The organism is Oleidesulfovibrio alaskensis DSM 16109, from assembly GCF_000482745.1.
Classification (GTDB): domain Bacteria; phylum Desulfobacterota; class Desulfovibrionia; order Desulfovibrionales; family Desulfovibrionaceae; genus Oleidesulfovibrio; species Oleidesulfovibrio alaskensis.
Window position 1 is genome coordinate 39,846 of sequence record NZ_KI519494.1, and the last position, 19,869, is coordinate 59,714.

Sequence of the window (19,869 nt, forward strand, 5' to 3'; positions counted from 1 at the left end):
TCATCCTCTGCTGATGACGATGCCTGCTTCGTCTTCGCCCCGTACGGGCAATGCGCCGGCGGTGCAAAGCTGTCGTACCGTGGCGTGCAGCGCCGTGCGGCTTCCGGCGCAGCCGCCGGAAAGCGGCCCCAGCTGGTCAAAGGGAATACACATCTCGCTGCTTACGTATACCATGCCGTGCAGCCAGCGTTCCAGCGAACGGGCGCGCAGGGCAAAACGGCTGCGGGTGAAGGACCGCATGTCGGGCAGCGAGCGCAGTGCGGCAAAAACCTGCGGCGAAAATTCCACAACGCAGCGGTCCTGAGTGCTGTCCAGCAGCAGTCTGTTGATGATGCGCAGCGTGTAGTGCAGTCTGCCGTTGGAAACTTCAAGCAGGCCGCAGGCCATGCGCTGCAGACTAAGGGCTGTTTTGCGCCGCGTGGCGCGGTCGTCAGGCCTTTTCATGGCTCTGGCTATGCCGCCCGTCATCATGCCCACGCAGGTGCCTGTGCGTCTGCCGGTATGTGCCGAGCTTTCCATGCAGGCCAGCAGTACATCAAGGTCGAACTGGTCAAGGCGTTCTCCGGAATACAGCATGGTACGTGCGGAATCTGTGGATGCCAGCGGCAGCCTGCTGACCACCGGCCTTTTGCGGGCGTACACGGCCTGAAAGAGGTCCGACGCCAGCAGCGCCGACGGCGGCAGGTGCATGAACACCGCCTCGTTGTGCAGGATGGGTGTGCTGCGCTGTACGGCATGGGCCGGTCTGCGTTCCGCGGGGGCGGATTCACTTTCCAGTCGGTCGAATTCATCATAGAGCATGGTTAGTTCTCCCGGCAGTCTGTTGTGATGGCGCAGCCCGTGCCCGGCGCAGGAACCGCCGGCGGGGATGCCGCGCCGGCGGTTCCGGGCAGTTGCGCGGTTACAGCTCGTTGGGCAGTTTTTTCAGCTGGGCATAGCTGAAAACAGGCCCGTCCTGACAGACGTATTCTGTGCCGATGTTGCATCGGCCGCATATGCCCACGCCGCACTTCATGCGTTTTTCCAGCGTGGTGATGATCTGCTCGTCGGCAAAGCCGAGTTCATGCAGCGCCTGTATGGTGAACTTGATCATGATGGGCGGTCCGCAGGTGACTGCCACGGCATTCTGCGGCGAAGGATTCATTTCTTTCAGAATGTTGGGTATGAGGCCCACTCTGTGGGGCCATTCGTCGGCGGGGTTGTCCACCGTGAGCACCGTGTGCATGTCGTCGCGTTCCAGCCATTGCGGCAGCTCATAGCTGAACGCCATGTCCGCAGGGCTGCGTGCGCCGTACAGCAGTGTTATTTTGCCGTAGTCTCCGCGGTTGTCCAGCATGTAGAGCAGCAGTGTGCGCAGCGGTGCCATGCCGATGCCGCCACCTATGAAAACGATGTCTTTGCCCTGCATCTGCCTGTACGGAAAGGCGTTGCCCAGCGGGGCGCGCACACCTATCTGGTCGCCGGCACGCAATGAGTGCAGTTTGCCTGTCAGTTCGCCCACCTTCATCACGCTGAACTGCAGGTATTCTTTGCGGGTGGGCGGCGAATTGATGACAAAGGTTGATTCTCCCGCGCCGAAGACGGAAAGCTGTCCCACCTGCCCCGGTTCAAACTGGAAGTTGTCCATGGCTGCGGGGTCGTTCAGCCTGACGCGGAACGTTTTGATGGCGGGTGTTTCGGTGACGACTTCCTGTATGGTCGCCATGTAGGGCAGATACAGATTATCCTGCGGGCTATTCATGAGCTTGCTCCGGCGTTGCGCATTGCGCCCGCTGCATGGCACTGTGCACGATGCGGCGGATGTCCATGGTTACGGGGCAGGAGCTGATGCACCGGCCGCAGCCGACGCACGAAAGAGCCCCGTCGTGTATTCTGGGATAATAGCTGAACTTGTGTCCGATGCGGTTGCGGTAGCGGTGGGCTTTGGTCGGGCGCGGATTGTGCCCGCTGCCTTCCAGTGTGAACTGGAAAGACATGCAGTTATCCCACGTGCGCAGTCTTCTTCCTTCCAGCCCGTTGCTTTCATCCGTGATGTTAAAACAGTAGCAGGTGGGGCACAGATAGGTGCACGCCCCGCAGCTGAGGCATTTGGCCGTGACTGACTGCCAGAACTCCATATCGTCGAACAGCGCCGCCACGGGTTCCGGCGCGGCCGTGAAATCGGCCGGGGCGCAAGGCACGGCCGCGCGGGCTGCAGCGCATACGTCCGCGGCTTCCTCTTCTCTGTGAGCGGCTTCGGTAAACAGCGGGTGCCGCAGCACTGCTTCGCCGGCCTGAGTCAGCGGGCGCACGATGAAGCCGTCCTGCACAGGGGTGAACAATATGTCGCTGCCTTCGGTATCATCGGGCGCACCGCCCACGGCTGTGCAGAAACAGCTCTGTTCCGGACGGGTGCAGACGACGGAGGCCACCACGGTGGCTGCACGCCGCGCCGTGTAGTAAGGATCTTTGCCCCTGCCGGCATCGTATACGCGGTCAAACACCGTGAACGCCCGTGCGTCGCAGGGGCGCGGCCCGAAAAGCAGTACAGCCCCCTGTGGCATGACGGGCTGCACGTCCAGCGAGGTGCTTCCGTCTTCCTGCTTTGCGTAGCTGAACTCAAGCAGAGTCTCGCAGGCCGGTAGCAGTACGTTTTTGGGCGGGGTCTGTGCCTGTCTGTCCAGTTCAAGCGCCTGTGTCTGCGCGGCGGCGTCCTGCGCGCAAAGCCGGTGAAAGCGCACGCCTGTCTTGTCGCGCAGCGGTGCGTACACCGTGTGCGTGGCAGCCGTGTCCGCCAGCCATGCGGCAATGTCGCCGCGTTGTATGAACAAGGTCGTTGCCATCACCAGTCCCTTTCTTTGATGTTCTCTTCGGTTTCCTTGAAGTGGAACAGCGGCGGGGTTGCCTGCGGGTCTGTGCCCGCGCGGTAGTCGAACAGCCGGTGTATTTCTCTGTTCAGCGCCTGCTTGAGCGCCAGCACCGGAATATCCATGGGGCAGGCCCGTTCGCATTCGCCGCATTCCGTGCACCGTCCTGCAAGGTGCAGGGCGTGGATAGCCTGAAACATCAGTTTTTCACGCGGGGTGTCTTCCTGTGTCACCCAGTGCGGATTGCGGCTTTGTGCGGCGCAGTGATCCTGACACACGCACAGCGGGCAGGCACTGCGGCAGGCGTAGCAGCGCAGGCAGCGGCTCATTTCCTGTTCCCAGAAGCGGAAACGGCTTTCAAAGTCCATGGCTTCCAGCCGCTCCAGCGTTCCCTGAGGGTTGCCGGAGACGGCGGCACGTTCAGCCGTGCCGTGCGGTCCGGCAAAGTGGTCGCAGATGAGCGCTTCCGGCTCGGTACACGTCAGGCATTTGGCGGCCAGCGCTTCCGCTTCCGGCAGCGCTACGGGGCCGGTGTCCGTCTGCAGACGCACCTGTCCGCTGCCGTGTTCCATGCTCTGCACGGGGTGTCTGTCGGCGGCACCGCGCAGACGCGGCACGTTGACCACGCCGGAGCACGCAAAACCGAAAACAGTCAGGTTGTCGCGGTCCACCAGACCTTCCTGCAGCAGTTCAATAACAGAACGGCTGTCGCAGCCTTTGACCACTATGCCCACCTTTCTGTCCCTGAGACCGGGCAGATAGGTGGCAAGATTGTGAACGCACGAGGGGCCGAGGATCATGTCGTCGAGGTCTTCCGGCTTGGTGATGAACAGCGGCGTGGCGCCCAGCGCATCCAGCCCGCGCCCCCATGCGATAACCACGTCCAGTTCGGGCAGTGCCTTTGCGATGGCGTCTTTCAGAGATTCAAGTTGCGGCATCGTGTACTCCTCGCGGTTAGATGACGGCTTTCAGAACGGCCTGTGCCTGTTCGGAAGCTTCCTGCGCAAAGGCGGGAGCAGGCCCCAGTCCGTGAATCTGGGCGGTGAATTCCCGCACCACCGTCTGCCAGCGGTTGCCCTCTGAAGCGGAGACCCATGTGTACTCGAACCGGAGCGGGTCTATGCCCAGCACCGGCAGCAGCGCCTTGAGCACTTCCATACGTCTGCGGGCGTAAAAGTTGCCCGCCGTGTAGTGACAGTCGCGCGGGTGGCAGCCTGAAACGAGCACCCCGTCGGTGCCGTTCAGCAGGGCGCGCACAATGAACAGCGGGTTGATGCGGCCCGTGCAGGGCAGCCGCACGATGCGCAGGTCAGTGGGCTGGGCAAACCGTCCCACGCCTGCGGTGTCGGCACCGCCGTAGGAGCACCAGTTGCACAGAAATCCGATGATGCGCAGTTCTTTTCCTTCTAGTACCGGCATAGGGCGTTGACCTCGGCAAGTATCTGGTTGTCTGTGAAATGCTGCAGCTGAATGGCACCCTGAGGGCAGGTGACGGCGCATATGCCGCATCCCTGACACACGGTTTCCACCACGGAGGCTTTGGGCATGCCGCGGAATTCGGTCATTTCGATGGCACCGAACGGACACGTTTCCCTGCATTTGCCGCATCCTACGCATCGCAGCAGCGATACGGCGGAAACCTGCGGGTCGCTTTCCAGCTTGTCTCTGGAGAACAGGCTGAGCACTTTGCTGGCGGCGGCGCCGCCCTGTGCCACGGAAGAGGGGATATCCTTGGGGCCCTGACAGGAACCGGCCAGATACACACCTGCGGTGTTGGTTTCCACGGGCTTCAGCTTGGGATGGCCTTCCATGAAAAAGCCGTAGCTGTCGTAGGAGATGCGCAGTTTTTCAGCCAGTTCAGAGGCGCCCTTGGCCGATTCCACACCTACGGCCAGCACCACCATGTCGGCTTCGATTTCCACCTGATTGCCCAGCAGCGTGTCCGCGCCCTTCACCAGATATCTGCCGCCCCTGGGCTGGATGGCGGAAACGCGGCCGCGTATGTAGCGGGCACCGTATTCCTCCATGGCTCGGCGGGTGAACTCGTCGTACATTTTGCCCGGTGAGCGGATGTCCATGTAAAAGACATAGGACTGGGAGTCGGGAATGTGATCTTTTGTCAGAATGGCCTGTTTGGCCGTATACATGCAGCAGAACCCCGAACAGTAGGGGCGGCCGATGGACTTGTCGCGCGAACCGGCGCACTGGATGAAGACGATGTTTTTCGGTTCGGCGCCGTCTGACGGCCGCTTGACGTGCCCGCCCGTGGGACCGGATGCCGAGAGCATGCGTTCATACTGCAGCGAGGTGATGACATCGGCGTAGCGTCCGCCGCCGTACTGCCCCAGTGCGGTGTGGTCAAACAGGTCATACCCCGTGGCGGCGATGATGGCTCCCACTTCTTCCGTGACAATGCTGTCCTTCTGGTCAAACTGAATGGCCCCTGCGGGGCAGACCTTGGCGCAGTTTCCGCACTTGCCTTTGGTCAGCATGATGCATGTTTCCGGTGTGATGACGGCCTTTTTGGGTATGGCCTGCGGAAAGGCTATCTTGATGGCCGTGGTGCGGCCTATGCCTTCATTGAATTTGTCATACGTTTTGCGCGCGGGGCATTTTTCTTCGCAGGCACCGCAGCCGGTGCACAGCGACCAGTCCACATAGGCGGCCTTTCTGCGTATGTTCACGCTGAAATTGCCCACGAACCCGTTCACGCTTTCCACTTCTGAAAGAGCGTACAGCGTGATGTTGGGGTGCTGGGCAATGTCCACCATTTTGGGGCCGAGGATGCAGCTGGAACAGTCCACGGTGGGGAATGTCTTGTCCAGCTTGGCCATTTTGCCGCCGATGGTGGGCTCGCGCTCCACCAGCACCACCTCAAGCCCGCCTTCGGCGCAGTCCAGTGCGGCCTGAATACCGGCCACGCCGCCGCCGATGACCATGACGCGTTTGTTTATGTCAAATTTGCGGGGATGCAGCGGGGTGTTGCGGCGCAGTTTTTCCACCGCGATGCGTACAAGGTCCATGGCCTTGGACGTGTTGGCTTCCATGTCTTTGCCGATCCATGAAACATGTTCGCGGATGTTTGCCATTTCGAACATGTAGCGGTTCAGCCCCGCCCGTTCCAGCGTGCGGCGGAAAGTGGCCTCGTGCATGCGCGGCGTGCATGACGCCACCACCACGCCGTCCAGCCCGTGTTCGCGGATGGCGGATATGATGCCCTCCTGCCCCGGTTCGGAACAGGCGTACATTGTATCGGTGGCAAAGCGGACTTCGGGATACATGCGCGCGGCCTCGGCCACTTTTTCCGTATCCACGGTGCCGGCAATGTTGCTGCCGCAGTGGCAGACGAAAACACCTATGTTCATGCTCCGGCCTCCCGTGGTTGCGCCGGTGCGGTGTCCGGCCCCGCGGCGGGGGTTATGCAGGCAAGGGCGCCTGCCGGGCTGACGCACAGCTTGTCCAGCCCCATTTCCGCCGCGGTGTATCCGGTGGCAAGGCCCACCAGCTGCGTGTAATAAAAGACAGGCATATGAAACTGCGTGCCGTTGTCTCTGTTTATCTGCTGCTGGCGCATGTCCAGATTCATCTGGCACATGGGACAGGCCGTCGCCATGGCATGCGCGCCGGCTTCGGCCGCGGCATCAAGCAGCCGGCATGAAAGCGAGGTGACAATGTCGCGGCGTGTCAGCGCAAGCGAGGCGCCGCAGCAGTCCACTTTCATGGCATAGGGCACCACCGTGGCTCCCAGTGCCGCCAGCAGTCCGTCCAGCGCCACGGGGTTTTCATGATCGTCAAACGCCATGACATCCGGAGGGCGCGACATGAGACAGCCGTAATACGGAGCCACCTTCATGCCGGTGAGCGGCCGGGTGACATGTTCCTGAACCCGCTGCGGGCCGAAATCTTCGGCAATGACCTGCAGCACTGATTTGACGGGCAGCGTGCTTTGCACGGGGTAATCCAGCAGGGCTTCAATGCCTGCCCTGTAAGCGGGCCGCTGCAGGCGGTGCTGGGTGGTCTTGAGATTTTTCAGACAGCTGGGGCACGGGGTGATGATGCCGCGCACATCAGGCATCTGTTCGGCCAGCATCAGGTTGCGCGCCACCAGTGCTCCGGCCAGTGTGTGGTCTGTGGCATGGGCCGGAGTGGAGCCGCAGCAGTTCCAGTCGGGTATTTCCATCAGTGTTATGCCCAGCCTGCTGCACAGGGCGCGGGTGGATGCTTCATATTCCGCCGAGGTGCCCATGGCGGAGCAGCCCGGATAGTAGGCGTAGGTGAATGTGCTCATGCCGAACGCTCTCTGTAACGTCTGAAAATTTGTCTTATGGCTTCCTTGTCGGTCACCGGATGCGGCCTGAGGGGAAGTTTGCCCTTGCCCAGCGCCGCCGGAGCAAGATCTGCGTCGGTCCAGAACCGGCCAGTTTTACGCACATATGCGGCCATGAGGCCTACCTCGTACACGCGTCCGTGTTTTTCGACGGACTCGAGAAAGGCGTCCCAGAAATCACGTATGTTTTTTTCGGCCACATGATTTTCACGGCGGGCCATATGACGCAGCACATCCATGACGCGTGCCACGTCGATATCATTGGGGCAGCGAGTGGTGCATGTTTCGCATGAGGCGCAAAGCCATATGGAATCGGCCTCCAGTGCGGCCTCGCGCTGACCTGCCTGCACAAGGCGCATGACCTGCGTCACCGGCGTGCTGCTGGCGCGTGCCACGGGGCACCCCGCCGTGCAGTTGCCGCACTGGTAGCACAGTGCCATGTTCTGCTCGCTCTGCTGCTGCACGCTTTGTGTGAACGCGGCATCGCAACGACGGATGGTACGGTCGTCTCGCATGGGTATATTTCTCCGGAAAGATTACCGCCGGGGCCAAGGATGACCCCGGCGGCGGGTTCTGCGGATATGCAGGGCAGCGGGAGAAAAAGGGGTTTTCCCCCGCTGTAAGCAGGCGTTACAGAGCAGCCTTGTAGATGGCCATCACGTCGGCATCGGTGGGGCAGCGGGGGTTGGTAAGACCGCAGGCGTCCTTCTGGGCGTTGGCGGTCATGGTCGGAATATCAGATTCCTTCACATCCTTGCCGTAGCGCTTGCCCAGCTCGATAAGGCCGGAGGGGATACCCACGTCGGCGGAAAGCTGGCGGATGGCGTCGAGGCACTTTTCGGCTGCGGCGCGGGGGCTCAGGCCTTCGGTGTTTTCGCCCATCCAGCGGGCCATTTCGGCAAAGCGCTCAACCTTGGCTATCAGGTTGAATTTTTCCACGTGGGGCAGCAGGATGGCGTTGCATTCGCCGTGCGGCAGGTCGTAGAAACCGCCCAGCTGGTGCGCCATGGCGTGCACATGCCCCAGGCTTGCGTTGTTGAACGCCATACCGGCAAGGTACTGGGCGTAGCACATGCCTTCGCGGGCTACCACGTCCTGTCCGTTGGCCACTGCGGCACGCAGGTGCTGGAAGATAAGCTTGATGGCTTTTTCGGCGCAGGCGTCGGTCATGGGGGTGGCAATGGTGGAAACATAGGCTTCCACGGCGTGGGTCAGGGCGTCCATGCCGGTGGCTGCGGTCAGTGCGGGGGGCATGCCCATCATCAGCAGCGGGTCGTCAAGGGCGATGGTGGGAGTAACACGCCAGTCGACGATGGCCATTTTGACCTTGCGGGAGGTGTCGGTGATGATGCAGAAGCGGGTCATTTCAGAGGCGGTGCCCGCCGTGGTGTTCACGGCAACGTAGGGGGGCATGGGCTTGGTGGACTTGTCCACGCCTTCGAAATCATGAATTTTGCCGCCGTTGGCGACCACAAGGCCGATACCCTTGCCGCAGTCGTGGGAGCTGCCGCCGCCCAGAGTGATCAGCGAGTCGCACTTGTTTTTCTTGTACACGTCCACGCCGGCATGCACGTTTTCATCGGTGGGGTTGGGAATGGTTTCATCGTAGACAACGCAGTCCATTTTGTTGTCTTTCAGCAGCTTGACGATTTTTTCGGTCAGGCCGACCTTGGTGATACCTTTGTCAGTTACGAGCAGAGGCTTCTTGCCGCCCAGAGCCTTGATCTTGGCCGGGATTTCCTTGTGGCTACCGATGCCCATCAGGGTGACGCTGGGAATAAAAAAGCCGTAAACTTCTTCACGTACTGCCATAACTTTATCCATCCTTACCGTTTGTGTGTTGGTGGCAAAACTGTGGACTTTGCCGTGAGCATTAGTGTTGCTCTCCCATAGGCAAGGAACGGGCCAAAGTTATATAGTGCATTAAAACATGCAGTTATGTATTTTATACCTGTTATACCTCTGGGCCGGTCCGGACGTGAAAAAAGTGCCGGTTGTGTCCATTTGACCCCCGGACAGCACAGAAGGCCGATATAACGCCGCTGCGGACGTGTGTTTCATTCTGATACATGTGTTCCCGCTGTTTGAGTCAAATAGTCACCCCGGCCGGAGGCTGTGCGGACGGTATCAGGCCGTGCCGCGGTGACGGCCCTTGGAAAGCTGCTGCGCCGGTGGTAAGCAGCCGGAACGGTACACGCGCATGTTGTGCGGCGGACACGGTTGCTGAAGGAGGAAATAACGCATGGAACACAGTACCCCGCAGCTGAAGATGAAGCTGTGGATTGAAAAAGACGGTAAAAACGCCTTCGGCATGGGCAGTGCCGCGCTGCTGCGCGGAGTGAATCAGACGGGGTCGCTGGCGGGTGCCGCCAAGGCTCTGGGCATGTCGTACCGCGCCGCATGGGGCCGCATACGCAAGATTGAAGAACGGCTGGGCACCGATGTGCTGGTGAAGCGCGGCGGCAATAAATCGGGGTATGAGCTTTCGGCGGACGGCAGGGCCTATCTGGAAGCTTATGAGCAGCTTGCGCGTTCTCTGGAAGAAGAAGCGCAACGGCGTTTCGGCGAGTTGTTCGGCGGGCTGCCGGCCTGCCGCCGCGGGGGAACGGCGGAACGCTGACATTGGGGCTGCTGCTGTGCCGTGGCTGACGGAATGCTGCGGCATGCAGGTGTCATATTGCCGGTAACAGGTATATATGCGGGCCGGAGCACAATGCTCCGGCCCGCAGGTCTTCCGCCTGACAGATGCCGGACGGAGGATGCGATGCGTTTTCACAGGCTGACCGGCGCTGTCCTCAGCGAGGCGCCGCAGGCGGCGCTGCGGGCGGCCGGTGCCGTGGTGTGCCGCCGCGGGGCGGGCATGTTGCGGCCAAGCCACTGCTCATCCGGTATGCCCGCATTGACGGCGATGACGGTGTCGCCCAGCATGGCTGCTTCTTCCAGATCGTGCGTCACGTGCACGATGGGTATGTCCAGCTCATTTTTCAATTCCAGCATGGTCTGCCGCAGGCTGCGGCGGGTATCCACATCCAGCGCGGAAAAAGGCTCGTCCAGCAGCAGCATGCGCGGACGGCGTGCCAGAGCCTGACACAGGGCCACGCGCTGTTTTTCGCCGCCGGAAACGGCAGAGGGGCGCTGGGCTGCCAGATGGGCTATGCCCATGCGTGCCAGCAGTTCACGGGCCTGTTTTTTGTCTCCGGTGGCAAACGATACATTGCCCAGTACATCAAGGTGCGGAAACAGGGGATAGTCCTGAAACACAAATCCCAGCTGTCTGCAGCGCACCGGCATAAAAGTGCCCGCGGCTGTGTCGCACCACACCGTGCCGTTCAGCTTCACATGGCCTTCATCGGGTTGTTCCAGCCCTGCAAGGCAGCGTATGAATGTGGTCTTGCCCGCACCTGACGGCCCCACAACGGCTGTAAGGTGACCGCAGGGGCATGTCATGGCAACGTCCAGCGTGAAGTGGGGCAGCGTTTTGCAGATGCGGGCGTCCAGAGTCATTGCAGGCTCCTGTTCATTCTGTTTACGGCCAGCAGCACGATGAAGCTGGCGGGTACCAGCGCCAGACACAGCAGAAAGGCATCGTCATAGCGCAGCGCTTCCACGGCTTCGTATATGGCGATGGATGCCACTTTTGTGGTGCCCGGCATGCTGCCGCCCACCATCAGGATGACGCCGAATTCACCCAGACTGTGGGCGAACACCAGCACGGAAGAGGCGGCAAGCCCCGGCAGGCTGTTGGGCAGAATGACCCTGCGGAATGTGGCAAGCGGCGAAAGCCCCAGTACGGCGGAACATTCCAGCAGTCTTCTGTCCATTTTTTCAAAGGTGGCCCGCAGCGGCTGCACCGCAAAAGGCATGTTGTACACCACGGATGCCAGCAGAATGGCGGGAAAGCTGAAAATCAGCCGTTCGTTGAAAACCGCCTGCCACGCCTGCCCCATGAATCCGTTGGGGCCCATGACCACAAGCAGCCAGAAACCCAGCACCGTGGGGGGCAGAACCATGGGCAGGGCCACAAAGGCCTCGGCCAGACTTTTACCGGCAAACCGGCGGAAGGCGAACAGCCACGCCAGCGGCAGCGCTGCCACGGGAATGAACAGCGTGGTGAAGAATGCCAGCTTGACCGAAAGGTACAGCGGGTCTGCTATGGCGGGTACCGCTTCCAGCATGCTATTCGTATCCGTATTTTGCCTTGATTTCAGCGACCAGAGGCGAATTGAGGAATTCGACAAATCTGGCGGCAGCCTGCGGATTCGGAGCGCTTTTCAGGATGCACGCGGCCTGAATGACGGACGGTGCCTGCGGCACGGCAAAGGTTGTGCCGGTGCGGCCCTGTTCCGTCAGAGTAGACGACAGCGCGCAGAATCCGGCATCGGCCGCGCCGGAGGAAGCAAACTGGAAAACCTGTGCGATGGATTGTGCATAGGCAAGACGGGGACTGACGGTTTCAAACAGCCCTGCCTTGTTCAGCGCTGCCACGGCAGCCGCGCCGTAGGGGGCGGATTCGGGGTTGGCCACGGCGATGCGCTGTATGGTATCGCGCTGCAGGCACTGCTGCCAGTCGGCGGCGGTCACGCCCGGCTGCGGCAGCCAGAGCACCACCTTGCCGCGCGCATAGACAAAAGGTGCTTCCGATTTGCCTTCGGCGGCCAGCTTGGCCGGTCGTGCCTCGTCTGCGGCCAGAAAAACGTCAAACGGTGCTCCGTTGGAAATCTGGGCGTACAGTTTGCCTGTGGAGGAATATACGGCGTGCCCTTTGATGCCTGTGGCGGCTTCGAAGGCGGGCAGAATTTCTTCCATGGCGGGCATGAAGTTGGCGGCCTGCGCCATCAGCAGGTCCTGCGCGCCGGCGGGGGCTGCCAGCAGACACAGGGTCAGGCAGAGGGGCAGGCAGAGCGGGGCCAGCAGGCGTGCCGGCAGAGCGTACAGACGTGACAGCATGGGATGAATCCTCCTTGATGCGTGTGCAGAAGTGCGAGTATGTATTTACTGCATGTACGCACTTACGAAGTTGTGTATCGTCTGCCAACGCGGTCACGAATGCCCTGAAAATCGTGACAAAACCAGTTTACGGGAGCAGCCATGACGACAACCGGCACAACAGTACGGTCCGGCCGTCCGGCGGGCGGCAGAATAGCGCCGCATGCACTTTTTGTGGTGCCGGAGGGGGTCAAGCTGCTGGATGCGGAGCAGCTTTTGCGGCTGGAACAGGCGTTCAGCCGCTGGCGTGCCGCGGCCGCAACCCCGCATGCCGAAATTTCGCGCGGGCGCATGTGGCTGCTTTTTCAGCTGTTGCGCCATACGGGAGCGCGCCTCGGCGAGGTGCAGGCGCTTGATGTCCGCACCGACGTCTGTCTGCAGACGGGAAGCGCGCGCTTCGGGCACAACGGCAGAATGCGGGAGGTGCCGCTGCCCCGTGCCTTGTGCCGTGAAATCGACCGGCTGCTGAACGGTGTTTCGGGCGGCGGGTTCGGGGAGTATCCTTTCGGCGTTGACCAGGGGTATGTGCGCCGCGTTTTTTATGCCCGCGCAGAGGAGTGCGGCGTGCCCAGAGACATGGCCACGCCGCGTGTGCTGCGCAATACCCGCGCCGTGGAACTGCTGCGTAGCGGTGTGCCGCTGGCCGTGGTGCGCGAAGTGCTGGGGCAGGCATCCGCTGATCTGGCTGCGGTGCTGCAGAACTATTCATCGGGTGACATGCGTGCCATCGTGCGGCGTCTGGCCATGGATGCGGGAGAACGCAGCAGTGCGCGAAACAGCTTCAGAGGGCATGTGAGCGCCATCAGAACAGATGCGATCATGGCCGAGGTCAGTCTGTGCACGGTGGGAGGGCATACCGTTTCGGCGCTTATCACCATGGAGAGTCTGCGCGCGCTGGAGCTGGAACCGGACAGCCCTGTGGGGGCAACGGTAAAGGCGCCCTATGTCGATGTGCGGCTGTGCGCACCCGGCAGCGCAGATGGGGATACGGGCGGCAGCGGGCGGCCCAACTGCATGACGGCCGCCGTCACGCAGGTCCGCAGCTCCGGTGTGATGGCCGAAGTCATGGGAGCCTGCGCCGACGGCACCCAGCTGTGCGCGCTGCTTTCCATTTCTGATGCCGAACGCATGGGGCTGGTATCTTCGGAAGCAGGCGCGGGGCAGGATGTGGCAGCACCCGGCGTAAAGGGTATGACCGCGGAATTTTTTTTTAAACCGCTCTCCGTGGTGCTGCATACCGTGTAAGAAACGGCTGTTGTCCGGTCATGACGGGCGGCGCAGCGGACAGCTTTCTGCCGGACCGCTGCACGGGGTCGTGCCGTCGCATGCGGCGACCATGCGCTGTGCATGTGTATAGATGTTCATTCTGCCGCTGCGCAGAAAACCCACCAGCGTGATGCCCGAGGCTTCCGCAAGTTCCGTCCCCATGCTGGTCACGGCGGACAGCCCTGCCACCACCCGGGCCTTGAGAGCCAGCGATTTCTGTACCATCTCGAAGCTGAGCCTTGACGAGAGCAGCACCAGATGCACGTCTGCCGCCGTGCCCTGCATCAGGGCCTGTCCGGCTGCTTTGTCCAGTGCGTTGTGCCTGCCCGTGTCTTCGGCAAAGGCCAGCATGGTCAGCTGCCCGTCATACAGCGCACAGAAATGAGTGCCGCCGGTCCGGCTGAACAGCGCCTGATAGCCTTCCGCCTCGCGCAGCAGGGCATTGAGTGTTTCCGGTGCCACCCGGAAAGCCTCTTTGTTGTCTGCCGGGCCGGAGGAAGGCACGGGGGGCAGAGTCCGGACAAGTTCCTGCGCACTGACGGCGTTACGGTTGCCGCAGCAGGAAAACCCCATGCGCACGCCTCTGCCGCGCATCATTTCCTGCACGCGCCGCGGGCCGCCCTGAATTTCCAGCAGCATCCGCATCGTGCCGTCCGCGGCGGTGCACCGGTTCATGCTGTACGGTTCGCCCTGCTGCAGCAGTCCTTCCGTATGGCAATACCCCAGTGCCAGCGCCTCGTCGTCGCCGGGGGTGCGCATGAGAGCGGCCCACGGCACGCCGTTGACCACTATCTCCATGGGGGCTTCGATGATTATCTCATCGTCGGAAAAACGCCTCAGACCCTGATTCAGTCTGGTGATGCGCCTGCTTCTGGTATGCATATTAACGGGTTCCGTTGCTGCGGGGCAGGTTATTCGTCGTCAAATGTGTTCCAGAATGACGGGGCCAGCGGCATCAGTCCTTCACGGGCGGCCACAAGATCAAGATGCAGCATACCCAGTGCCATGGCATCCATCTGGGGATTTTCCGTGGTTTCGCGCAGATCGACTCCCGGGCAGTAGGTGTTGCATTTGCGGCACAGGTCTATGCGTTCCCACGGGGTCTGCGGGTCGCGCAGGTATTCCAGCGCTCCGGGGTCTTCGTTGCCGCACGAAGGACAGGCTCCGCGTCTGAACAGCCATTCGTGCGTGCACAGGGAACAGTGCAGATGCTTTTTGCCGCCGCCGCTGCGCAGAAATTCCGACTGGTCAGGGTCTGGCCTTCCCAGATACGCGATGGAAGGAAATGAGCCGCAGACAGGGCATGTTCCTTCACGCCACGCGGCAAAATCAGCGTCGTGCAGGTGGTGCTGCGTCATGGCGTGCAGTACCGGACCGGCAACCGCGTTTGCGGCAAAAGCAAAGACCGCTTCGGGTACGTCGTGCTGCCGGGCGGCGCGTGTGAGGGCACCGGCGTCGCCGTGCACGATGGCGGACATGAGGCCGGCCAGAGCGGAATCATCCTGATCGAAGGCTTTTTCCAGCCCTGCGCGCGAGCCGGCCAGCGACTGGTGCGCGGTTATGACGGGCAGCAGGTGCCGTGCTGCAACGCGCATGAGCGGCGCGGCCCACTGTGTCGGGGCGTCTGCCATGACGGGCACGCCCTGTGCCAGTCTTTCAGACCGGGCCTGCGGCAGGGGGGCTGTGCCGTTGCGCAGTTCATCCGCCAGAGCGTCCGGCAGGGCTGCGCTGGCGGTAAGCAGCGGTTCGAATGCGCTGAGTATGGAGTGCAGCGCCGGACGGCGTGAGGCAATGGCGTTCAGAGTGGCACTGACTGATTCGCGTGATTGTGGCATTCGTGCTCCGGTAAAGCCGGAAGGCCGGGTAAGCGGCCTTCCGGGCTGTTGTTCGGTCCTAGCTGTTTTCCGTCATGGCCCGCACGGGACGCCGCAGCGAGGCAAACAGCCGCTTGCGGCTGACGGGCTCGGCCTGAGCCACGCTGTATTCGTGGTACCGTTCGGGGTCGTCTGCCAGCAGAAAGATGACATTCACGTCATCGGGGTCTGCCAGCATGGCGCGGGGGTGTTCTTTGCGGACTTTTTCAAGCCGGGTTCTGGCCAGCTTGAGCATCTCTTCGCGCTCTCCGAAGTTCATGGTGCCCGTGGGGCACACCTTGACGCAGGCAGGCTGCATGCCGGCCTTGATGCGGTCAAAGCACATGACGCATTTTTTGACCTGTCCTGTCTGCTCGTCGCGGCGGGGAATGTCATAGGGACATGCGTCGCGCACGGCCTGAAAGTCTTCGGCCGAAAGCAGGCTGGATTTTTCGGTGGTCAGCACCGCGCCGGTTTCTTCATCGTGCACCAGTGCGCCGTCCACAATCATGTTGGCGATGTCCACGCACGGCGGGTTGACGCAGTGCCTGCACTGGTCGGGAAAGAAGTACCAGACCACGCGGTCGTCTATCATGTGTTCATGAAAACGGACCAGTTTGAAGTTGTTGGGGTTGAGGTCCGGCGGATTCTGGTGGCTGCCTGTCTGGCGCGTTTTGTTGGCGGGCAGCTCGTACCATTCCTTGCAGGCAAGCTGGCAGCCGCGGCACGCCGTGCAGCGGGTGGTGTCTATGAATATGGCTTTTGACATGTCATGACTCCTTGGCGGGGCGGCCACATGAAGCGGCCGTCCGCCGTATGGCTATCGGTCGATTTCGGTCAGGGTGTCGGCCTTGCGTATATTGACGCAGCTGGCCTTGTATTCCGGTATGGATGTGTTGGGGTCGCCGACCGAAGGCGTAAGCCTGTTGGTCGAGTCGCCCGTGCCGGGTGTCGTCCAGCCGAAGCAGAACGGCATCCCCACAAGGTGTACCGTTTTTCCCTGAACGGTGAAGGGGCGTATGCGCACCGTCACCATGGCGATAGCCTCTACCCTTCCGCGGGCACTTTCCAGAATCACTCCGTCGCCGTTGGCGATGCCTTTTTCTTCTGCCAGCTCGGGGCTTAATTCCACATACAGCTGCGGTTCGGCCTCAAGCAGGTTGGGCACGTTACGGGTTTCGCCGCCGCCGCACCAGTGTTCCGTCACGTTGTAGGTGGTCAGCACATAGGGGAAGCGCGGGTCGGCCGGTCTGGCCAGTTTATCCATGTCGCTCGAAACGAACTTGTACACGGGGCTGCTCAGCTGTTTGGAGAACGGATGCGCGTCGATGGGGGTTTCCACCGGCTCGTAGTGTTCCGAGAACGGCCCGTCCATGCGGCCGGTGCCGTACAGCTGGCCGAAGCCGTGCTTGCTCATGATGAACGGATGTCTGCCCTTGCCGGTGGCCATGGGCGGCCAGCCGCCGTCGGGGACATCGCCTTCCCATTTTTTGCCGTTCCAGCTGATGACAGCCTTGGCAGGGTTCCACGGTTTGCCCTGAGCGTCCACGGACGCACGGTTGTACAGAATACGGCGGTTGACAGGCCAGCACCACGACCACTTGGGGTACAGGCCGATGGCGGCCTGCATGGGGGTCTGCGAGGGGTCCCGCCGCTGAGCCTTGTTGCCGTCTTCTTCCGTGTAGCTGCCCGAGTACAGCCAGTTGAGCGAAGAGGTGCTGCCGTCATCGGCAAGCGCCGTGAAGGAGGGCACCAGCTGCCCTTTTTTGTACTCTTTGCCGTTTACCGTGGTGTCCTTGAGGAAGAACCCGTTGATGCGGCGTGCCCATTCCTCGGGGTCGTACTGCTGCGGCCAGTCGAGGTTAAGCACGGCTTCAGGCATGGTGCCGCCTTCTTTGCGGTACAGGTCGCGTACCACGTTTATAAGCGGTACGAACATGTCGCCGAAGCTGCGGGCTTCGCCTTCGGGTTCCACGGCCTTGTGGTGCCACACAAGCCAGCGCCCGCTGTTGCTCACCGAGCCTGCCTTTTCAACACGGTGGGCGGAAGGCAGCAGAAACACCTCGGTTTTGACAGTTGCCGGGTCCACGCCGGGTCTGCGCCAGTTATCCGTGGTTTCGGAATGGTGCAGTTCCGCGGTGACCAGCCAGTCGAGGTTGTCCAGCGCCTTGCGCACCTTGTTGGTGTTGGGCACGCTGTTCATGGGGTTCAGCCCGATGATGAAGCCGCCTGTGATCTTGCCGCTGTACATCCTGTCAAACAGGAACATGTAGGAGTGGTCGGCGCCTTTTTCTATTTTGGGCAGCAGCCCGTAGCAGTAGCCGTTTTCCGCCGTGGCCGCATCGCCGAACCATGCCTTGAGCAGGCTGGTCAGGTACTTGGGCTTGTGCTGCCACCAGTTGGCGCTCTGCGGGTCTGCGGAAACAGGCGTGTTGGCCTTGTTGTAATCGGCATAGGTCTGCCAGTCGGCCATGGGCATGGTCATGTAGCCCGGAATGATGTGATAGAGCAGGCAGTGGTCGGTGGAACCCTGCACGTTGGGTTCGCCGCGCAGGGCGTTGATGCCGCCGCCCGCCACACCTATGTTGCCCAGCAGCAGCTGCACAATGGCGGCGCTGCGGATGTTCTGCACGCCCACCGTGTGCTGTGTCCAGCCGAGGGCGTACATCATGGTGCCTGCTTTGTCCGGTTTGCCGGTGGCGGCAAAGGCTTTGTAGACCTTCAGCAGGTTTTCCTTTGTCACACCGGTTACAGATGAAACATTGTCCAGCGTATAGCGTGAATAATGTTCCTGCATCAGGCGGAAGACGCAGCGCGGGTGCTTGAGCGAGGGGTCGCGTTTGGGCGTGCCCTGCGCGTCGGTTTCAAAGTTCCACTTGCTGCGGTCGTAGCTGCGGGTGTGTATATCGTACCCGCTGAACAGTCCGTCCTTGAACCCGTACGATTCGCCCACGATGAACGATGCGTTGGTATAATCAAGCACGTACTGCCGGAAGTAGCTTTCCGTTTCCAGAATGTAGTGTATCATCCCGCCCATAAAGGCGATGTCGGTGCCCGAACGCAGCGGTACATGAAAGTCCGAGCGTGCGGATGTGCGCGAAAACTTGGGATCGACGTGCATTACCACGGCGCCCTTGTCTTTGGCCTGCAGCACCCATTTGAACGAGATGGGGTGGTGTTCGGCAGCATTGCTGCCCATAATAAGAATTGCATCGGCATTCTTGATGTCGATCCAATGGTTGGTCATCGCACCGCGTCCGAACGACTCTCCCAGAGCCGCTACAGTTGCGCTGTGTCAGATACGTGCCTGGTGGTCCATATGGACGACACCGAGGCCTCGCATTGCTTGGTGCACAAGGGCGCACTCTTCGTTGTCCGCATGGGATGTGCCCAGCAGGAACATGGATTCCAGACGGTTGACCCGCTGGCCCTTGTTGTTTTCGAGTATGATTTCCTTGTCGCGGGTATCCTTGACGCGGCGGGCTATCTGCTCCAGCGTCCAGCCCCAGTCTTTTTCTTCCCACTTGTCGCTGAAGGGGGCGCGGTATTTGGGTTTGAGCAGTCTGTGATGACTGGTCGACATGGTCAGCAGCGCGGCGCCCTTGGCGCACAGCGAACCTTCGTTGATGGGATAATCCGGATCACCTTCCGTGCTGATCAGCTTGCCGTTTTTCACATACGCGATGATGTGGCAGCTGACGGAACAGAACGGACAGACGGTGATGACTTCCTTCGCCCCTTCAATCTTCAGCGACGCGGCAAAGGCGCGCGCCTCTTTCAGACTGAAGCCGAGCTGTGCCAGAGAAATACAGGCTGCGCCCGCTCCGGCCAGCTTCAGGAATCCTCGCCGGGTGCAATTCATGTCCTCGGCCTCCTTTTTCGGTTGCTAATGCCGCGGCGCAGGTGCACGCCGCATCCTATGCAACGGATGCCACGTCAGGAAATGTTTGGTCAATAAAAAGTCAGTTATTATAATGTGTTAATATTAACACAACGGCGGGCGGAGCAATGCATACCGCAAGGTGCCTCAGTGTGCGGAGGCGGATTTTTCCACAGCCGCCTGTGATGGTGTGTTTTTCTTTTTAGCTGCGGGGGCATGCCGCGGTGTCAGGGCACAGGCTCCGTGCCGGTTTATAAACCGTTCGGGCATGTAGCCCAGATGTTCTTCGGCCTTTTGCAGCGCCAGAGCTTCCACTTCATCCAGCCAGTTACGGTAGCCGGTCATCAGCATGCGCGCCGCATCGCTGAGCCGGCAGCCGGAACGTCTTCCTTCGGGCTGTTCCAGCAGTTTGAAACCCAGCGCTTCTTCCGAAGCTTTTATTTTACCCCACGCCGCGCGGTAGGACATGCCCAGCCGCTTGGCCGCCGCGTTTATGGAGCCTGTCTGGTCTATGTATTCGAGCAGCTGCAGCCGCCCCTGACCGAAAAGTACGCCATCGGACTGTTCGAGCCACAGGTGCAGGCGCATGACAGGTTGTTGTGTCTTTTTTGGCATATTTACCTCCGCGGGCTTTCCCGTGGTGCACGGCTGTGAACCACGCGGAAGAGCTTGAAGCAGACAATACAATGGATGTTATGTCTTGTTGAGCAT

Annotated in this window: 19 protein-coding genes; 2 read left to right on the forward strand and 17 right to left on the reverse strand. The window is 61.1% G+C overall.

The window, feature by feature from the left end:
* The 9 genes from H586_RS0112075 to H586_RS0112115 all read right to left on the reverse strand — a co-directional run bounded on the left by H586_RS0112075 (position 1) and on the right by H586_RS0112115 (position 8,985).
* Positions 1 to 801 (reverse strand): hypothetical protein, encoded by an 801-nt coding sequence (locus H586_RS0112075; protein ID WP_027182161.1) that lies wholly within the window; start codon positions 799 to 801, stop codon positions 1 to 3.
* Between the two features lie 100 nt (positions 802 to 901).
* Positions 902 to 1,741, reverse strand: coding sequence for an FAD/NAD(P)-binding protein (locus tag H586_RS0112080; protein WP_011369221.1), 840 nt, complete (start codon positions 1,739 to 1,741; stop codon positions 902 to 904).
* Entirely contained in the window at positions 1,734 to 2,822 is a 1,089-nt protein-coding gene (locus tag H586_RS0112085; protein ID WP_027182162.1) for a 4Fe-4S dicluster domain-containing protein, read from the reverse strand. The genes H586_RS0112080 and H586_RS0112085 overlap by 8 nt, the downstream gene beginning before the upstream one ends.
* Positions 2,822 to 3,784, reverse strand: coding sequence for a 4Fe-4S dicluster domain-containing protein (locus H586_RS0112090; RefSeq protein ID WP_011369219.1), 963 nt, complete (start codon positions 3,782 to 3,784; stop codon positions 2,822 to 2,824). The genes H586_RS0112085 and H586_RS0112090 overlap by 1 nt, the downstream gene beginning before the upstream one ends.
* A gap of 16 nt (positions 3,785 to 3,800) precedes the next feature.
* Positions 3,801 to 4,265: a hydrogenase iron-sulfur subunit gene (locus H586_RS0112095; protein ID WP_011369218.1), complete on the reverse strand. Its 465-nt coding sequence runs from the start codon at positions 4,263 to 4,265 to the stop codon at positions 3,801 to 3,803.
* Positions 4,253 to 6,211: a CoB--CoM heterodisulfide reductase iron-sulfur subunit A family protein gene (locus H586_RS0112100; protein WP_011369217.1), complete on the reverse strand. Its 1,959-nt coding sequence runs from the start codon at positions 6,209 to 6,211 to the stop codon at positions 4,253 to 4,255. The genes H586_RS0112095 and H586_RS0112100 overlap by 13 nt, the downstream gene beginning before the upstream one ends.
* A complete protein-coding gene (locus H586_RS0112105) occupies positions 6,208 to 7,134 on the reverse strand; it encodes a CoB--CoM heterodisulfide reductase iron-sulfur subunit B family protein (RefSeq protein ID WP_027182163.1) in 927 nt (308 codons plus the stop codon). Before H586_RS0112105 ends, H586_RS0112100 begins: the two co-directional genes overlap by 4 nt.
* On the reverse strand, positions 7,131 to 7,688 hold the full coding sequence (locus tag H586_RS0112110; protein ID WP_051364010.1) for a 4Fe-4S dicluster domain-containing protein: 558 nt from the start codon (positions 7,686 to 7,688) through the stop codon (positions 7,131 to 7,133). The genes H586_RS0112105 and H586_RS0112110 overlap by 4 nt, the downstream gene beginning before the upstream one ends.
* 115 nt (positions 7,689 to 7,803) lie before the next feature.
* Positions 7,804 to 8,985, reverse strand: coding sequence for an iron-containing alcohol dehydrogenase (locus H586_RS0112115; RefSeq protein ID WP_027182165.1), 1,182 nt, complete (start codon positions 8,983 to 8,985; stop codon positions 7,804 to 7,806).
* 430 nt (positions 8,986 to 9,415) lie between these two features.
* Here H586_RS0112115 and H586_RS0112120 point away from each other — a divergent pair, with 430 nt between their 5' ends.
* The gene (locus tag H586_RS0112120) at positions 9,416 to 9,793 is read left to right on the forward strand and encodes a winged helix-turn-helix domain-containing protein (RefSeq protein ID WP_011369213.1); all 378 of its coding nucleotides are present in this window, start codon (positions 9,416 to 9,418) and stop codon (positions 9,791 to 9,793) included.
* Between the two features lie 152 nt (positions 9,794 to 9,945).
* Here the strand turns inward: H586_RS0112120 and H586_RS0112125 are convergent, their stop codons facing one another.
* From H586_RS0112125 to modA, 3 genes are read right to left on the reverse strand one after another with little or no spacing between them, the layout of a single operon-like run.
* Positions 9,946 to 10,677: an ATP-binding cassette domain-containing protein gene (locus tag H586_RS0112125; protein ID WP_011369212.1), complete on the reverse strand. Its 732-nt coding sequence runs from the start codon at positions 10,675 to 10,677 to the stop codon at positions 9,946 to 9,948.
* Positions 10,674 to 11,348 (reverse strand): molybdate ABC transporter permease subunit, encoded by a 675-nt coding sequence (modB, locus tag H586_RS0112130; RefSeq protein ID WP_011369211.1) that lies wholly within the window; start codon positions 11,346 to 11,348, stop codon positions 10,674 to 10,676. Before modB ends, H586_RS0112125 begins: the two co-directional genes overlap by 4 nt.
* Before the next feature lies 1 nt (position 11,349).
* Complete coding sequence (gene modA, locus H586_RS0112135; protein WP_027182166.1) at positions 11,350 to 12,120, reverse strand: molybdate ABC transporter substrate-binding protein; 771 nt, start codon at positions 12,118 to 12,120, stop codon at positions 11,350 to 11,352.
* A 141-nt stretch (positions 12,121 to 12,261) separates the two neighbouring features.
* Here modA and H586_RS0112140 point away from each other — a divergent pair, with 141 nt between their 5' ends.
* On the forward strand, positions 12,262 to 13,404 hold the full coding sequence (locus H586_RS0112140; protein WP_051364011.1) for a TOBE domain-containing protein: 1,143 nt from the start codon (positions 12,262 to 12,264) through the stop codon (positions 13,402 to 13,404).
* Between the two features lie 18 nt (positions 13,405 to 13,422).
* Here the strand turns inward: H586_RS0112140 and fdhD are convergent, their stop codons facing one another.
* The 5 genes from fdhD to H586_RS0112170 all read right to left on the reverse strand — a co-directional run bounded on the left by fdhD (position 13,423) and on the right by H586_RS0112170 (position 19,773).
* Positions 13,423 to 14,307, reverse strand: coding sequence for a formate dehydrogenase accessory sulfurtransferase FdhD (gene fdhD, locus H586_RS19190; protein ID WP_011369208.1), 885 nt, complete (start codon positions 14,305 to 14,307; stop codon positions 13,423 to 13,425).
* Positions 14,308 to 14,336: 29 nt separating this feature from the next.
* The gene (locus tag H586_RS0112150) at positions 14,337 to 15,260 is read right to left on the reverse strand and encodes a formate dehydrogenase accessory protein FdhE (RefSeq protein ID WP_027182168.1); all 924 of its coding nucleotides are present in this window, start codon (positions 15,258 to 15,260) and stop codon (positions 14,337 to 14,339) included.
* Between the two features lie 58 nt (positions 15,261 to 15,318).
* Positions 15,319 to 16,047, reverse strand: coding sequence for a 4Fe-4S dicluster domain-containing protein (locus H586_RS0112155; RefSeq protein WP_011369206.1), 729 nt, complete (start codon positions 16,045 to 16,047; stop codon positions 15,319 to 15,321).
* 51 nt (positions 16,048 to 16,098) lie between these two features.
* Positions 16,099 to 19,140: a formate dehydrogenase-N subunit alpha gene (gene fdnG / locus H586_RS0112160; protein ID WP_081701847.1), complete on the reverse strand. Its 3,042-nt coding sequence runs from the start codon at positions 19,138 to 19,140 to the stop codon at positions 16,099 to 16,101.
* A 165-nt stretch (positions 19,141 to 19,305) separates the two neighbouring features.
* On the reverse strand, positions 19,306 to 19,773 hold the full coding sequence (locus H586_RS0112170) for a winged helix-turn-helix domain-containing protein (protein ID WP_011369203.1): 468 nt from the start codon (positions 19,771 to 19,773) through the stop codon (positions 19,306 to 19,308).
* Positions 19,774 to 19,869: the final 96 nt, after the last annotated feature.

Bases quoted from the DNA above. Each gene is read 5' to 3' on its own strand.
- modA (WP_027182166.1), bottom strand. From the start codon at position 12,120: ATGCTGTCACGTCTGTACGCTCTGCCGGCACGCCTGCTGGCCCCGCTC.
- H586_RS0112090 (WP_011369219.1), bottom strand. From the start codon at position 3,784: ATGCCGCAACTTGAATCTCTGAAAGACGCCATCGCAAAGGCACTGCCC.
- H586_RS0112080 (WP_011369221.1), bottom strand. From the start codon at position 1,741: ATGAATAGCCCGCAGGATAATCTGTATCTGCCCTACATGGCGACCATA.
- H586_RS0112125 (WP_011369212.1), bottom strand. From the start codon at position 10,677: ATGACTCTGGACGCCCGCATCTGCAAAACGCTGCCCCACTTCACGCTG.
- H586_RS0112140 (WP_051364011.1), top strand. From the start codon at position 12,262: ATGACGACAACCGGCACAACAGTACGGTCCGGCCGTCCGGCGGGCGGC.
- H586_RS0112105 (WP_027182163.1), bottom strand. From the start codon at position 7,134: ATGAGCACATTCACCTACGCCTACTATCCGGGCTGCTCCGCCATGGGC.
- H586_RS0112095 (WP_011369218.1), bottom strand. From the start codon at position 4,265: ATGCCGGTACTAGAAGGAAAAGAACTGCGCATCATCGGATTTCTGTGC.
- fdhD (WP_011369208.1), bottom strand. From the start codon at position 14,307: ATGCATACCAGAAGCAGGCGCATCACCAGACTGAATCAGGGTCTGAGG.
- H586_RS0112110 (WP_051364010.1), bottom strand. From the start codon at position 7,688: ATGCGAGACGACCGTACCATCCGTCGTTGCGATGCCGCGTTCACACAA.
- H586_RS0112170 (WP_011369203.1), bottom strand. From the start codon at position 19,773: ATGCCAAAAAAGACACAACAACCTGTCATGCGCCTGCACCTGTGGCTC.
- H586_RS0112120 (WP_011369213.1), top strand. From the start codon at position 9,416: ATGGAACACAGTACCCCGCAGCTGAAGATGAAGCTGTGGATTGAAAAA.
- H586_RS0112115 (WP_027182165.1), bottom strand. From the start codon at position 8,985: ATGGCAGTACGTGAAGAAGTTTACGGCTTTTTTATTCCCAGCGTCACC.
- H586_RS0112150 (WP_027182168.1), bottom strand. From the start codon at position 15,260: ATGCCACAATCACGCGAATCAGTCAGTGCCACTCTGAACGCCATTGCC.
- modB (WP_011369211.1), bottom strand. From the start codon at position 11,348: ATGCTGGAAGCGGTACCCGCCATAGCAGACCCGCTGTACCTTTCGGTC.
- H586_RS0112100 (WP_011369217.1), bottom strand. From the start codon at position 6,211: ATGAACATAGGTGTTTTCGTCTGCCACTGCGGCAGCAACATTGCCGGC.
- H586_RS0112075 (WP_027182161.1), bottom strand. From the start codon at position 801: ATGCTCTATGATGAATTCGACCGACTGGAAAGTGAATCCGCCCCCGCG.
- H586_RS0112155 (WP_011369206.1), bottom strand. From the start codon at position 16,047: ATGTCAAAAGCCATATTCATAGACACCACCCGCTGCACGGCGTGCCGC.
- H586_RS0112085 (WP_027182162.1), bottom strand. From the start codon at position 2,822: ATGGCAACGACCTTGTTCATACAACGCGGCGACATTGCCGCATGGCTG.